This is a genomic window from Streptomyces sp. NBC_00466 (genome assembly GCF_041433995.1).
Taxonomy (GTDB): Bacteria; Actinomycetota; Actinomycetes; order Streptomycetales; family Streptomycetaceae; genus Streptomyces.
In genome coordinates, this window is the sequence record NZ_CP107896.1 from 93,673 (window position 1) to 106,679 (window position 13,007).

The window sequence follows — 13,007 nt, forward strand, 5'->3', positions numbered from 1 at the left end:
CGCTGGTAGCGGCGTTGTCCGGGTTCGACGACGTGACGGCAGTACGGGCGGCTGGGTGGCCGCGTCCGGCGGCGTTGCGCCCGGCTGAGGGACCGGCGGGCCGTCTAGTATCGGCCTGTGGGACAGCCCGACCAGCGCGCCGAAGGCGCGGGACCGTTCACCACCCGGCTCACCTGGCACCCGCCCGGCGGCGGCACCGCCATCTGGGAATCCCGGCTCGCCCGGCGCCGCGGACTCATCGCCGTCCACCCACGCGGAGCGGCCACCGTCCATCACGCCAGCGCCGACGACACCGCCGTCGCCCGCCTGCGCAACCTCAACGCGATCGCCGCCACCGCCTTCATCATCGGCGGGGCGCTCTTCGCGGCCGGTGCCGCCGTCGCCCAGTTCGGCTCCGGCGACGCCACCACCTCCGCGTCGATCTACTTCGCCGGCGGTCTGTTCTTCAACACCGGCGGGTATGTGTCCCTGCTCCAGGTCATCAACGCCCCGCGCCCCGTGGCCGGGGGCGAAGGCGCCCTGGTCACCCGGAACTGGCGGTGGTGGAGTTACGAGCCGAAACACCTCGACTGGCTGGGCGCGTTCGTCCTGTTCGTCGGCACCCTGGTGTTCGCCGTCAACCTGCTCGACTCCTTCCTGCACGGCCTGAACGTCCAGCAGATCAACCGACTGATCTGGTCGCCCGACGTCATCGGCTGCGGGCTCTTCCTCATCTCCGGCCACCTCGCGTTCGTCGAGATCTGCCACGGCCGGCCGTGCATCCGGCAGCGCAGCCTCGGCTGGTGGATCGTCGCCGTGAACCAGCTCGGCTCCGTCCTGTTCATGGTCTCGGCACTCGCCGCCTACACCCGTCCCGCCACCGGCAGCCTGGTCAACGCCGGCATCGCCAACTGGGGCACGCTCACCGGTGCCCTCTGCTTCGCGCTCGGCGGTGTCCTCCAGCACGACGAGCACCCCTGACCTGGCCCCGCCAACGCCGTGACGGCTCCCGGTCTCACGCCCGCCACGGCCGGCCGGACTCGGCGTCAGAATTCCGCCAGCACCTCCGGGGCGCGCCGCCGACAGTGGAGCCATGACCACTTACGCAGCTCTTCCCATTCCGCCCGCCGCTCTGCGGGAACTCCGCGTCTCCGACGACTCCGGCCGGCCGCTGCAGCCGTACACCGCCCGCGAGGACGGCGTTCCCATCGACTGCGTGGGCAGCCCGCTGCGCTGCTGTCTGCGGTCCATCGAGCCCGGTGAGCGGGTCGCTCTCGTCTCGTACGCACCCGTGCGGCGCTGGGCGGCGGCGACGGGCGCCGCCCCCGGGGCGTACGACGAAGCGGGGCCGGTGTTCATCCACGCCGACGCGTGCGAGGGCCCGGACGGCGCCCACGGCTACCCCTTCGCGCGGCCGGGGGCGCTGCGCACCATCCGCCGGTACGACGCCGACGGGCACATCGTCGGCGGGCGCCTCTTCGAGATCCCCGAGGACGCGGGCGCCGGTTTCGACCGGGCCTTCGATGAGGCGTTCGCCGTCCCGGAGGTGGCGATGGTGCATGTACGCGCCCTGGAGTACGGCTGCTTCCAGTTCGCGGTGCGGCGGCCGTAGGCAGTCAACTCCCGCTCACCCGCCGGGGAGGTGAGCGGGGGCCGCCCGCGCTCAGGAGTGCTGCTCCTCCGCGAGGTCGAGACCGCTCCGGCCGACGGCCGGGGCGGTGTCCGGTCCGGCGGAGAGGCGCCACGGGTGGGCGATCGGCGGGGACACCGCACGCCACCACGGCTCGGACGGGATCTTGCCCGAGGGCTCGAAGGGTTCACCGGCCCGGGGCAGCGCCACCGCCTGCCCGGCCTCGCCGGCGGCGTCCCGCGTCCACTCGCCGGGCTCCGCCCACGGGTGGGTGGCGAGGTTGAAGGTGCCCCAGTGGATGGGCAGCAGCACGCCACCGGGCTTACCGCCCTGCAGATCGAGATGCGCCCGTACGCCTTCGGCCGGGGTCATGTGGATGTCGGGCCAGTACTCCGAGTACGCGCCGATCTGGATCATCGTGGCGTCGAAGGGACCGTGCGCGGCACCGATGTCCTTGAATCCGGGGAAGTACCCGGTGTCGCCGCTGTGGTAGATCCGGTGCTCGGGTCCCGCGACGGCCCAGGACGCCCAGAGCGTGTGCTGCTGGTTGCGCAGCCCGCGGCCGCAGAAGTGCCTGGCCGGCGTGGCGGTGAGCCGGATGCCGGCCACCTCCGCGGTCTCGTTCCAGTCCAGCTCGCGCAGCCGGTCGGCGGGCACGCCCCAGCGCTCCAGGTGGGCGCCGACGCCGAGCGGTACGGCGAAGACCGTGTCGGTCCCCGCGAGTGCCTTGATGGTGGGGAGGTCCAGGTGGTCGTAGTGGTCGTGCGAGATCACCACGACGTCGACGGGCCCGAGAGCGGCGAGCGGCAGCGGCGCGGGGTGCAGCCGCTTCGGCCCCGCGAACGAGAACGGTGAGCAGCGCTTGCCCCAGACGGGGTCGAACAGCACCCGTCGGCCGTCGATCTCGGCGAGCACGGTCGAGTGACCCATCCAGGTGAGCCGCAGGCCCGATGCCGGCGGCTTCGCGAGGTCGGCGACGGTGGTGGCGTGGACGGGCACGGTGCCTTCGGGGAATCGGAGGACCCGCTCCTCCTTGCGGAAGTAGACCTTCGCGAACTCGGCCATGGAGCCGGACGGCCGGGTCCTGGCGCCCACCGGGTTCTGGAACACGCCATCGGCGAAGTTCGGTGAGCGGCGGATACGTGCCATCCGCTCTCCGGCCGGGTCCGCACCGAAGCCCTCCGGCCGCAGCGCGCGGAGCCGGGGCGACAGAGAACGGGAATCGGGCACGAGGACCTCCAGGTGTGCGATGTCGATCCATTATGTGCGGCGGGCACGACGGTGGAGGAACGGCCTCGTGAACGGTCGCCGCCGCCACCGGGCACGGATCTGTCCCCGCCGGATCCGTGCCGGTGCGTACCGGCCCGTGTCAGAGCGGCAGCAGGTCGGGGCGCTTGGCCTCCACGTGGTCGCCGGAGGATTCTCCTCGGAGCCTGCGGCCTATCCACGGCACCAGGTGTTCACGGGCCCAGTGGATGTTGTCGCGCCGCACCTCGGCCGAGCCGCGCGGCGGCTCCGGGGGCCACGGCTGGTCCGGGTCGGCCGGTACGTCGAGGCCGAGCACCTGCGCGGCCCGCAGCGCGACACGCGTGTGGCCCTCGGGCGACAGATGCAGCCGGTCGTCGTCCCAGGCGCGCCTGTCCTGGATGGTCTTGAGGGACCACAGGTCGAGCACCGGGGCGCCGTGCCGTGCGGCGATGACCCGTACGTGCTCGTTGTACGTGGCGATCTTGCCGCGCAGATGGCGCAGGACCGGGACGCCGCGGGTATCGAACCCGGTGGTCACCATGACGGTGCCGACCGAGCCGGTCAGATCGGCGAGCGCCCGCTCGAAGCGCTCGGCCGCGTCGTCCGGGTCGGAGCCCGGCCGGATGATGTCGTTGCCGCCCGCCGAGAAGCTGACCAGGTCGGGGGCGAGTTTCTTGGCCCGCGGGACCTGCTCTTCGACGATCTGGTCGAGGAGCCGTCCCCGTACCGCGAGGTTCGCGTAACGGAAGGTGTGTTCGGGGACGCGGTCGTCCAGAAGTACGGCGAGCCGGTCGGCCCAGCCGACGAACTTCCCGTCGGGTCCGGGGTCCCCGACTCCCTCGGTGAAGCTGTCGCCGATCGCCGCGTACGACCCGATGATGTCTCTGTTCTTGATTGCCGAATCGTCTGCCACAACGGCCAATCCTGCACCTCACGATGTGACCTACGCGACCGTATTTAGGGGGTGACAGGCCGTGAGAAAAGCCACCTGGTCAGTTTGCCTGAAGAAGGAATAAGGGAGGCCACCGTGGATCTCCGGGGCACGATGCCTGCATGGCGCACCGATGTCGTATCGTCAAAAATCCAGGGCCGTTACGACACGGCCGGCGGCGGGTGCCACGGCACCGGCCCACCACGCGCCGACGGCGGCGACCAGCCACGCCGGCAGGACACCGAGGAGCCCCGTGACGCAGCAACTTCCGCAGGTCCCGTCGGCAGAACCCGACCTTGCCGGGGTGCGCAACTTCCGTGACGTGGGCGGGCTGCCGACCGTGGACGGACGGCGGGTGCGCCAGGGCAGGCTGTTCCGCAGCGGTCACCTCGCGCACGCCACCACGGAGGACGCCGTGTTCCTGTCCTCGCTCGGGCTCCACACGATCTTCGACTTCCGTAACGCCGCCGACGTGGCCCTGGACGGAAAGGACGTCGAGCTGGCGGGCGTCCGTCATGTCAATATCCCGCTGACGGACCCGGCCGACGGTTCCGAGTTCTGGCGCATGGTCCGCGACGGCGATCTGGACCATCTGCGGCGGGTCCTCTCCGATGACCGGGCCGCCGGCCGGATGTCCGCCTCGTATCGCTCGATCATCACCACCAAGACCGCCGAGCACAGCCGGGTGCTGCACTCGCTCGCCGAGGACAGCGTGCCTGCCCTGATGCACTGTGCGGCGGGCAAGGACCGGGCGGGGCTCTCGATAGCGGTGACGCTGCTCGCGGTGGGCGTGGAGCGCGACGCCGTCGAGGCGGACTACCTCAAGTCGAACGATCCCCGGCGGCGCTACCTGGTCAAGCGCAGTGACGAGTCGGCCGACGCGCACTCCACCGAGGTCATGCAGCTGCTGAGCCCGCTCTTCGAGGCCCGTGCCGAGTATCTGGAGACGGCCTTCGCGACCATCGACGAGACGTGGGGCACGACCGAGCGGTATCTCACCGAGGGGCTGAAGCTCGCCCCTGAGACACGCGAGAAACTGCGCGCCCGGCTGCTCGACGACGCCGCCTGAGCCGGGAGGACGGCTACTGCCGGCCGCCGAGCGTGAACAGCAGATAGACGAAACCGGCGAAGAGGTGGCCCGCCACCAGATAGGCGACAAGCCGGATGACGAGTCCACGGGGGAACTTCTTCTCCTCGTTCGCCTTCACCGGATTGGTTTCTGGCATGGCGGGGCCTCTCTTCGGAACGGATCGCGTGCGGGACTGGGCTCGTTGCGGGACTGGCTCATGGCGGAACTGGAGTGCAGGCCGGAGGTCAGTGCAGGTCGGGGCTCTGCAGCAGGGTGTGCATGAAGAGCAGCTCGGTCCCGCTCCGGGTCGCGGCGGCGATCCGGTGCGGGGTGAGCGAGTCGAAGTGGGCGCTGTCCCCGGGGTCGAGGTCGTGCGCCGCGTCGCCCAGGGTCAGCCGCAGCTTCCCGCTGAGGACGTAGAGCCACTCCTCACCGGGATGGACCCGGACGAGCTCGCCCTGCGCCCCGTACGGCACCTCCACCCGCAGGGCCTGCATCGCCCGGCCCGGGGAGCCCGCAGTGTGGTACGTCCAGCCGTCGGCCTCCACGGAGTCCCGGCGGCCGCCCCGGATGACGGGGTCCCGCTCGGGCGGCACCTCGCCGAGCAGCTCGGAGACCGACGTACCGTAGATGCGGGCCAGTGACAGCAGCATGGGCAGCGACGGCTGCCGAGCACCGGTTTCGAGCCGGGAGAGGTGCGCCGGGGAGAGACCGGCCCTGCGGGCCGCGGCCTCCAGGGTGAGCCGCCCGCGCCGGCGCAGTTCACGCAGGCGCGGGGCGACATCGGGCAGATCCTCCGCGGGGGTGCTCATACACCCCATTGGGACAGCAGAATGCCTCAGAGGCAAATAATTTGCCTCTGAGGCAAAATGCTCGGCCTTCCGCGGCCCGGTCGGGGCTCAGCGGTTGGCGACCGCCTGCTTCACCAGGGTCCGCCCGAAGTCCCACATGAGTCCGCCGCCGCCGTGCGCGTCGTCCATGACAGCGGTGAACGCCTCGACGAAGCGGTCGACCTCCGCCTCACCGATGACCAGCGGCGGGATCAGTTTGATCACTTCCAGATGGTCCCCGGAGACCTGCGTGAGGATGCGGTGCTTCTGGAGCAGCGGTACGACGACCATCTGCGCGAAGAGCCCCTTGCGGGCAGCCTGGAGCATGGTCCACCGGCTGCGGAGCTTCAGCGAGGTGGGGCGGCCGAACTCGATGCCGATCATCAGCCCCCGGCCGCGTACGTCGTGCAGCAGCTCGTACCGGGGAATCAGGGCTGCCAGCCGGGACTTCAGCAGCTCGCCGGTCGCCCGGGCGTGGGCGACGGTCTCCTCGTCCTCCATCACCGAGAGCACGGCGAGCCCGGCAGCCATCGCCTGGGCGTTGGATCCGAAGCTGGCCGAGTGGACCAGCACCCGGTCCATGGACGAGTAGACCTTCTTGAAGATCCAGTCCTTGCCCAGCGTCGCACTCACCGGCACGTACCCGCCGGAGAGCGACTTGGCCACACAGACCAGGTCCGGTTCGACGCCCTCCTCGTGCTGGTAGGCGTAGAAGTCGCCGGTCCGCCCCAGTCCTGTCTGCACCTCGTCGGCGATCAGCAGTGCCTTGTGCCGGTGCAGCAACTCCTGTGCCGCGCGCAGGAATCCGGGCGGGGACTCCAGGACCCCCTTGCCCTGGATCGGCTCCACCACGAAGCCCGCCACGTCCCCGCGCTTCAACTCGCGTTCCAGCGCGGCCAGATCGCCCATCCCGATTGCGGTGTCGGGCAGCAGCGGCGCGAATCCGTCGCGGAAGCCGTCCTCGCCGTTGACCGAGAGCGAGCCGGTCGTCAGCCCGTGGAAGGCATGCGAGCAGTACAGGATCCTGGGCTTGCCGGTGGCGTACCTGGCGAACTTCAGCGCCGTCTCGACGGCTTCGGTACCGCTGTTGCCGAAGAACACCCGGTCCAGGTGCGGCGAGTGGGCCAGCAGCTTCTCGGCGAGCAGGCCGGGCAGCGGCTGGCAGTCGAAGCGGGTCAGGTCGGCGAGCGAGGCGTCCAGGACGTCGTGCAGCGCCTTGCGGACGACCGGATGGTGCCGGCCGAGCCCCATGACCCCGAAGCCCGCGAGCATGTCGAGGTAGTCGTTGCCGTCCGCGTCCCAGAAGTGGGCACCCTCAGCCCGCTCGTAGACGTTGTCGAAGCCGATGGTGTGCAGCATCCTCGGCAGCTGGTGGTTGAGGTACCGGGTGTGCAGCTCGTAGCGCTCGGCGCCTCGCTCGGCCAGCAGGCTCGTCAGGTCGAAACCCTTGGGTGCGCCTTCCGTCATTCCGTCTTCTCCTTGGCTTTCAGGGCGGCGCTGATCCGTCCTGCGATCTCGACGGGCGTGAGCCCGATGTCGGCCAGCACTTCGGCACGTTTGGCGTGCGGGAGGAACTGCTCGGGGATTCCGAAGGTCCGCAGCGGTACGTCGACCCCGGCGTCCCGCAGCGCCTGGCCGACCGCCGAACCCACGCCGCCGCTACGGCTGTTGTCCTCGGCGACCGCGACCAGCCGGTGCCCGCCGGCGAGCCCGGGGAGTTCGGCGTCCACGGGTTTGACCCAGCGCGGGTCGACGACCGTGCAGCCGATGCCGTGGCCTTCGAGCAGTTCGGCCGCCCGCAGGCAGACCGGGGCGAGCACCCCGACGGCGACCAGCAGCACCTGCGGCCGGTCGGCCCGGTGCAGTACGTCCATACCGCCGACCCGGCCGACCGCCGGGAGCGGCTCGCCCACCGACTCCTTGGGGAAGCGCAGGACGGTCGGCGCGTCGTCCACATCGACCGCCTCCCGCAGCTGGGCGCGGAGCTGGCCGGCGTCCCGGGGCGCGGCGATCCGCAGTCCCGGTACGGCCTGGAGGACGGACATGTCCCACATGCCGTTGTGCGAGGGTCCGTCGACGCCGGTGACCCCGGCCCGGTCGAGGACGAACGTCACCCCGCACCGGTGCAGGGCCACGTCCATCAGGAGCTGGTCGAGTGCCCGGTTGAGGAAGGTCGCGTACACGGCGACCACCGGGTGCAGACCGCCGGTGGCGAGTCCGGCGGCCGAGACCGCCGCGTGCTGTTCGGCGATCCCGACGTCCCAGACACGGTCCGGGAAGCGCTCGGCGAACTCGGTGAGGCCGACCGGGTGCAGCATCGCCGCCGTGATGGCGACGACATCGGGCCGCTCGGCGCCGATCGCGGCGATCTCGGCGCCGAACACCGAGGTCCAGGAGGGGCCGCCGGGCGGGGCGAGCGGCGCGCAGGTCAGCGGGTCCATGCCGCTGATGGTGTGGAAGCGGTCCGCCTCGTCCTCCAGCGCCGGCCGGTAACCGCGCCCCTTCTCGGTGAGGCAGTGCACGAGCACCGGCCCGTGGAAGCGCTTGGCCCGGTTCAGTGCCGACTGCACGGCCGCCAGATCGTGCCCGTCGACCGGGCCGACGTACTTCAGCCCCAGGTCCTCGAACATGCCCTGTGGCGCGAAGGCGTCCTTGAACCCCTTCTTCGCGCCGTGCAGCGACTCGTACAGCGGCTGTCCCACGACGGGCGTCGCCTGGAGCACATCCTTGCCCCAGGCGAGAGCCCGCTCGTAGCCGTCGGTCGTGCGGAGGGTGGCGAAGTGGTTGGCGAGGCCGCCTATCGTCGGGCCGTACGAGCGGCCGTTGTCGTTCACGACGATGATCAGCGGGCGGTCCCTGGCGGCCGCGATGTTGTTGAGCGCCTCCCAGGCCATGCCGCCGGTGAGCGCGCCGTCGCCGATCACGGCGACCACATGGCCGGTCCTGCCGAGCACCTCGTTGGCCTTGGCGAGGCCGTCGGCCCAGCCCAGCACCGTGGAGGCGTGCGAGTTCTCGATGACGTCGTGCTCGGACTCCTCGCGGGAGGGGTAGCCGGAGAGGCCGCCCTTGCTGCGCAGTTTGGAGAAGTCCTGCCGGCCGGTGAGCAGCTTGTGCACATAGCTCTGGTGGCCGGTGTCCCACAGGATGCGGTCGACGGGTGAGTCGAAGACGCGGTGCAGCGCGATGGCGAGTTCGACCACCCCCAGGTTCGGCCCCAGGTGCCCCCCGGTCCTGGCCACCGCCTGGATCAGGAACTCCCTTGTTTCTACGGCCAGTTCACCGAGTTCCGCCTCGGCGAGCGCCTTCAGGTCGTGCGGTCCCCGGATATTCTCCAAGATCGACACGCTTGGGCCCCCTCTCGGATTTCGTTCAGCTCACACATCCGGTGCCGGTCGGTGACGGAGCCTGCGCCCGGGTCATCGACAGCACCGGGACCGGCGCGTACGCACGTACGCGCCTACGGCCGCCGGCCCGACCTGGACAGGTCGGGCCGGCGGCTCGGGGAGCCCGGGTGCGGCAGGCTCTCCTGCGACCGTCACGTCACCCGCGGTTTCCTGAAACCGTCTCGCGGGCGGCGCGGATGGTCTCCTTGAGGGAGCCCATCGTGGCGAGTACGGCAGTCGGCTCGTAACCGCAGTGCGCCATGCAGTTGGCGCAGCGGTCGTCCTTGCCCCGGCCGTACTTGTCCCAGTCGGTCTTCTCGACCAGCTCCTTGTACGTGGGGACGTACCCGTCGTTCATCAGATAGCAGGGGCGCTGCCAGCCGAAGAGCGAGTAGTTGGGAATGGCCCACGCCGTGCAGGGGAAGTCCACCTTGCCTTCCAGGAAGTCCAGGAAGAGCGGCGAGTGGTTCAGGCGCCAGCGGCCCCTGTTCCCACCGGCGAAGGACTTCTTGAAGAGTTCCCGGGTCTGTTCGACCCCCAGGAAGTGCTCCTGGTCCGGGGCCTTCTCGTAGGCATAGGCAGGCGAGATCATCATCTCGTCCACCTCCAGATCGTCATTGAGGTAGTTGAGCACCTCGATGATGTTCTGGGGGGTGTCCGTGTTGAAGAACGTGGAGTTGGTCGTGACGCGGAAGCCGCGCCGCTTGGCCTCCTTGATGGCCTCCACGGCCTCGTCGAACACCCCCTCCTTCGCCACCGACTCGTCGTGCCGCTCGCGCAGCCCGTCGATGTGCACGGTGAACGCGAAGTAGGGCGACGGCGTGAACTTGTCCATCTTCTTGCGCATCAGCATCGCGTTGGTGCAGAGGAAGACATATTTCTTCTTCGCCACCAGCTGGCGCACGATCTCATGGATCTGCGGGTGCATCAGAGGTTCACCACCCGCGATGGAAACCATCGGAGCACCCGATTCAAGGACGGCCCCCACTGCCTGCGCCACCGGCATGCGCTGCTTGAGCACTCCCGCCGGGTGCTGGATCTTCCCGCAGCCCTCGCACGCGAGGTTGCACGCGAAGAGCGGCTCCAGCTCGACGATCAGCGGGAACTTCTCACGCTTGCGGAGCTTCTGTTCGAAGAGATACGTCCCGACCCTGATGGTCTGACGGAGCGGCATGGCCATCTAGCTCACCTCCTGGGGAGCAGCAAAGAACGGTGCCATTCATAGAAAGCTGGAAGGACGGCACGGAGTACACGGAAGGCCGATATTCCACCGCGCACCGTCCCAATACGGACGAGTTCATGTTCTGGAGCGTCCACGACCACTCGTACGGCCGCAACCGGGCGGGGCCCGGTCCGTACGGCGCTCCAGAGCGTCGCCGCGGATTCCATGTCCACGGCGATCGCCCCTGTGGCACGCAGCTCGGCCCTTTCATGGCCGCGTACAACATGGTCTGACCCGGTCAGCGGACCGGTGTGCACAGTACGCCCGGGCAGGGCGGCAGCGAGTGCCTTCGCGAGCACCTCGGTACCCACGCAGGCGGTGGCGCCCCTGCTGTCCCTGGTCTCATCGGCGACGATCACGTCGCCCGGATGCATTCCGGGTGCGAGACCGGCGCAGAAGCCGGACGCGAGCACGGCGGTCTCCCGCGAGGGGAGCTCGCCGAGTGTGCGGGTGACGGCGTACGCGGCCGCCTCGGGCCCCATGCCCGTACGGAGTACGGTCACCGGGCCCGGTGCGCCGCCGCGGCGGGCGCCCGTGCGCAGGGCGAAACGCTCGATGCCCAGCGCACAGGCGATCAGCAGCGGGGCGCTGCCCGGAGCCTCTGCCATCAGCTCCCCTGCCGGATTCCGGCGAAGGGCTCACCGTTGACGTACCGTCCCAGCGCGGTCAGCGGGAAGACCTGCCGGTAGAGGTTGTAGTTGATCGAGAAGTCCCAGGGGAAGCCGGTACCGGTGAAGTACGGCTCGTCCCAGGCGCCGTCCTGGCGCTGCGTTTCGGCGAGCCAGCAGACACCCCGCTCCACGGCCTTGTTCTCCCGCTCCCCCGCCGCGAGCAGCGCAAGGAGCGCCCAGGCGGTCTGGGAGGGCGTCGAAGCGCCGTGCCCGATCCACTCCTCCTCCTTGTACGAGCGCAGGTCCTCGCCCCAGCCGCCGTCCTCGTTCTGTACGGACTCCAGCCAGGAGACCGCACGGCGGATCGCCGGATGGGAGACGGGCAGCCCGGCCGCGGTGAGCGCCGGGACCACCGACCCGGTGCCGTAGATGTAGTTGACGCCCCAGCGCCCGAACCAGGCGCCGGTCGCCTCCTGTTCGGCGAGCAGCCACTCGATGCCGCGCCGGGTGCGCGGGTCGTGCGCCTTGCCCTCGATGGCGAGCATCTCCACGACATGGCCGGTGACATCGGCCGATGGCGGGTCGATGACCTCACCGAAGTCGCAGAACGGCAGCCTGTTCGGAAAGGGGCTGGTGTTGTCGGCGTCGAAGGCGCCCCAGCCGCCGTCCTTGGACTGCATACCGAGGTTCCAGCGCACACCGCGTGCGATGGCCCCCTCCAGCCGCGCCCGGTCCGGCACCCGGACCCTGCGCAGTGCGAGCGCGACCTCGGCGGTGTCGTCGATGTCGGGGTAGTTGTCGTTGTGGAACTCGAACGCCCAGCCGCCGGGGGCGAGTCCGGGGCGGCGCACCGCCCAGTCGCCGGGCCTGTCGATCTCCTCGGCGAGCATCCACTCGGCGGCCCTCACGAGCGCCGGATGGTCGGGGCTCAGACCCGCGTCCGCCAGCGCGATCGTGGCCAGACAGGTGTCCCACACCGGGGACTGGCAGGCCTCGATCATGCGGGCGCCGTCCTCGCGCCAGATGGCGAACCGGTCCAGCGACTCCAGGCCCGCCCGCAGCACGGGGTGGTCGATGTCGTAACCGAGCAGATGGAGCGCGATGACCGAGTACACGGCGGGCGGCTGGATACCGCCCCAGCAGCCGTCGTTCTCCTGCCGCTCGATGATCCACCGGGCCGCCGCGTTCATGGCCACCTTGCGGAGTCTTCGCGGGGCGACCTTGTGGTAGATGTGCAGCACCTTGTCGAGGTGCTGGAACGCTCCGTCCCAACTGACCAGCGGGGCAGGCCGCTTGGCCGGATTCGGGTCGGCCGGGTCGGTGTGCAGCTCGTCGAGCGGGAAGGGAGCCGGGCGGACCGGGCGCTTCGCGGAGACGACGGTGAGCGGCACGATCGTCTGCCGGGCCCAGCAGCCGAAATCGTAGATGTTGAGCGGGAACCACTTGGGCAGGAAAATCATCTCAGGTGGTAGCTCGGGGAGGTCGTCCCATTTCCACCAGCCGAAGAGAGCGAGCCAGATCCTGGTGAACACCCTGCTCGCGGCCACGCCTCCGTTGGCGCGGATGAAGGCGGACGCCAGCGCCATGTGCGGGGCTTCGGGGTCGTCCCCGGCGAGCCGCAGCGCCACGTACGCCTCGATGGTGGTGGAGAGTTCGCCGGGGCCCTCGAAGAACGTGGCCCAGGTGCCGTCCGCGCGCTGCTCACCCCGGATGAACTGCCCGGCGGCCTTGGTGGTGCGCTCGTCCTGGATTCCGAGGAACTGCCGCAGCAGCAGGTCTTCGGCGTCCATGGTCACGTTTGTTTCCAGGTCGCCCTTCCACCAGCCCTGGGCGTCCTGGGCTTCCAGCAGGTACGCGACCGAGCGCTCCGCGGCCCGCTCGGCGGCGTCATGCACCGGGTGACCGGCAAGAATCGTTTCGGTGGTTTCGGAAATTGCAGTTGTTTCAGCTGTTCCGGTTGCCGAGGCTGCGCGGGGCTCCATGGCTCCCGGGCTTCCGTCGGTCGTCGCTGTCATGGCTTCCCCTTCGTGCAGTGCTTCCTCTGCTGTGCTGGGGTCTCCGTCGGCCGGTGTCCCGTGGACACCGGCCGGCGACGCGAATTATG

Annotated in this window: 12 protein-coding genes; 3 read left to right on the plus strand and 9 right to left on the minus strand. The window is 70.1% G+C overall.

Going from position 1 to position 13,007, the window contains the following annotated elements; genetic code table 11:
• The first annotated feature begins 117 nt into the window (after positions 1-117).
• Positions 118-960 (plus strand): hypothetical protein, encoded by an 843-nt coding sequence (locus OG210_RS00450; RefSeq protein WP_328333823.1) that lies wholly within the window; start codon positions 118-120, stop codon positions 958-960.
• A 112-nt stretch (positions 961-1,072) separates the two neighbouring features.
• The gene (locus OG210_RS00455; RefSeq protein ID WP_328333821.1) at positions 1,073-1,591 is read left to right on the plus strand and encodes a DUF1203 domain-containing protein; all 519 of its coding nucleotides are present in this window, start codon (positions 1,073-1,075) and stop codon (positions 1,589-1,591) included.
• 51 nt (positions 1,592-1,642) lie between these two features.
• Here the strand turns inward: OG210_RS00455 and OG210_RS00460 are convergent, their stop codons facing one another.
• The gene (locus tag OG210_RS00460; RefSeq protein WP_328333819.1) at positions 1,643-2,839 is read right to left on the minus strand and encodes an MBL fold metallo-hydrolase; all 1,197 of its coding nucleotides are present in this window, start codon (positions 2,837-2,839) and stop codon (positions 1,643-1,645) included.
• Positions 2,840-2,978: 139 nt separating this feature from the next.
• Positions 2,979-3,770, minus strand: coding sequence for an SGNH/GDSL hydrolase family protein (locus tag OG210_RS00465; RefSeq protein WP_328333817.1), 792 nt, complete (start codon positions 3,768-3,770; stop codon positions 2,979-2,981).
• 271 nt (positions 3,771-4,041) lie between these two features.
• On the opposite strand from OG210_RS00465, the gene OG210_RS00470 reads away from it, so the two are divergent.
• Positions 4,042-4,857 (plus strand): tyrosine-protein phosphatase, encoded by an 816-nt coding sequence (locus OG210_RS00470; protein ID WP_371534715.1) that lies wholly within the window; start codon positions 4,042-4,044, stop codon positions 4,855-4,857.
• Between the two features lie 13 nt (positions 4,858-4,870).
• Here the strand turns inward: OG210_RS00470 and OG210_RS00475 are convergent, their stop codons facing one another.
• The 7 genes from OG210_RS00475 to shc form a co-directional block, all read right to left on the minus strand.
• Positions 4,871-5,014 carry a DUF6126 family protein gene (locus tag OG210_RS00475; protein ID WP_327294176.1) on the minus strand — a complete coding sequence of 48 codons (144 nt, stop codon included), beginning with the start codon at positions 5,012-5,014 and terminating at the stop codon, positions 4,871-4,873.
• Positions 5,015-5,102: 88 nt separating this feature from the next.
• Complete coding sequence (locus OG210_RS00480; protein WP_328333813.1) at positions 5,103-5,669, minus strand: XRE family transcriptional regulator; 567 nt, start codon at positions 5,667-5,669, stop codon at positions 5,103-5,105.
• 87 nt (positions 5,670-5,756) lie between these two features.
• The gene (locus OG210_RS00485) at positions 5,757-7,154 is read right to left on the minus strand and encodes an aspartate aminotransferase family protein (protein ID WP_328333811.1); all 1,398 of its coding nucleotides are present in this window, start codon (positions 7,152-7,154) and stop codon (positions 5,757-5,759) included.
• Positions 7,151-9,031, minus strand: coding sequence for a 1-deoxy-D-xylulose-5-phosphate synthase (gene dxs / locus OG210_RS00490; RefSeq protein ID WP_328333809.1), 1,881 nt, complete (start codon positions 9,029-9,031; stop codon positions 7,151-7,153). Before dxs ends, OG210_RS00485 begins: the two co-directional genes overlap by 4 nt.
• A gap of 196 nt (positions 9,032-9,227) precedes the next feature.
• A complete protein-coding gene (hpnH, locus tag OG210_RS00495) occupies positions 9,228-10,250 on the minus strand; it encodes an adenosyl-hopene transferase HpnH (RefSeq protein WP_328333807.1) in 1,023 nt (340 codons plus the stop codon).
• A 5-nt stretch (positions 10,251-10,255) separates the two neighbouring features.
• A complete protein-coding gene (locus OG210_RS00500) occupies positions 10,256-10,900 on the minus strand; it encodes a 1-hydroxy-2-methyl-2-butenyl 4-diphosphate reductase (protein ID WP_328333805.1) in 645 nt (214 codons plus the stop codon).
• Positions 10,900-12,918 (minus strand): squalene--hopene cyclase, encoded by a 2,019-nt coding sequence (gene shc / locus OG210_RS00505; protein WP_328333803.1) that lies wholly within the window; start codon positions 12,916-12,918, stop codon positions 10,900-10,902. Before shc ends, OG210_RS00500 begins: the two co-directional genes overlap by 1 nt.
• Positions 12,919-13,007: the final 89 nt, after the last annotated feature.

Coding starts and splice junctions, on each gene's coding strand:
- OG210_RS00455 (WP_328333821.1), top strand. CDS start 1,073: ATGACCACTTACGCAGCTCTTCCCATTCCGCCCGCCGCTCTGCGGGAA.
- OG210_RS00475 (WP_327294176.1), bottom strand. CDS start 5,014: ATGCCAGAAACCAATCCGGTGAAGGCGAACGAGGAGAAGAAGTTCCCC.
- OG210_RS00480 (WP_328333813.1), bottom strand. CDS start 5,669: ATGAGCACCCCCGCGGAGGATCTGCCCGATGTCGCCCCGCGCCTGCGT.
- OG210_RS00485 (WP_328333811.1), bottom strand. CDS start 7,154: ATGACGGAAGGCGCACCCAAGGGTTTCGACCTGACGAGCCTGCTGGCC.
- hpnH (WP_328333807.1), bottom strand. CDS start 10,250: ATGGCCATGCCGCTCCGTCAGACCATCAGGGTCGGGACGTATCTCTTC.
- OG210_RS00500 (WP_328333805.1), bottom strand. CDS start 10,900: ATGGCAGAGGCTCCGGGCAGCGCCCCGCTGCTGATCGCCTGTGCGCTG.
- shc (WP_328333803.1), bottom strand. CDS start 12,918: ATGACAGCGACGACCGACGGAAGCCCGGGAGCCATGGAGCCCCGCGCA.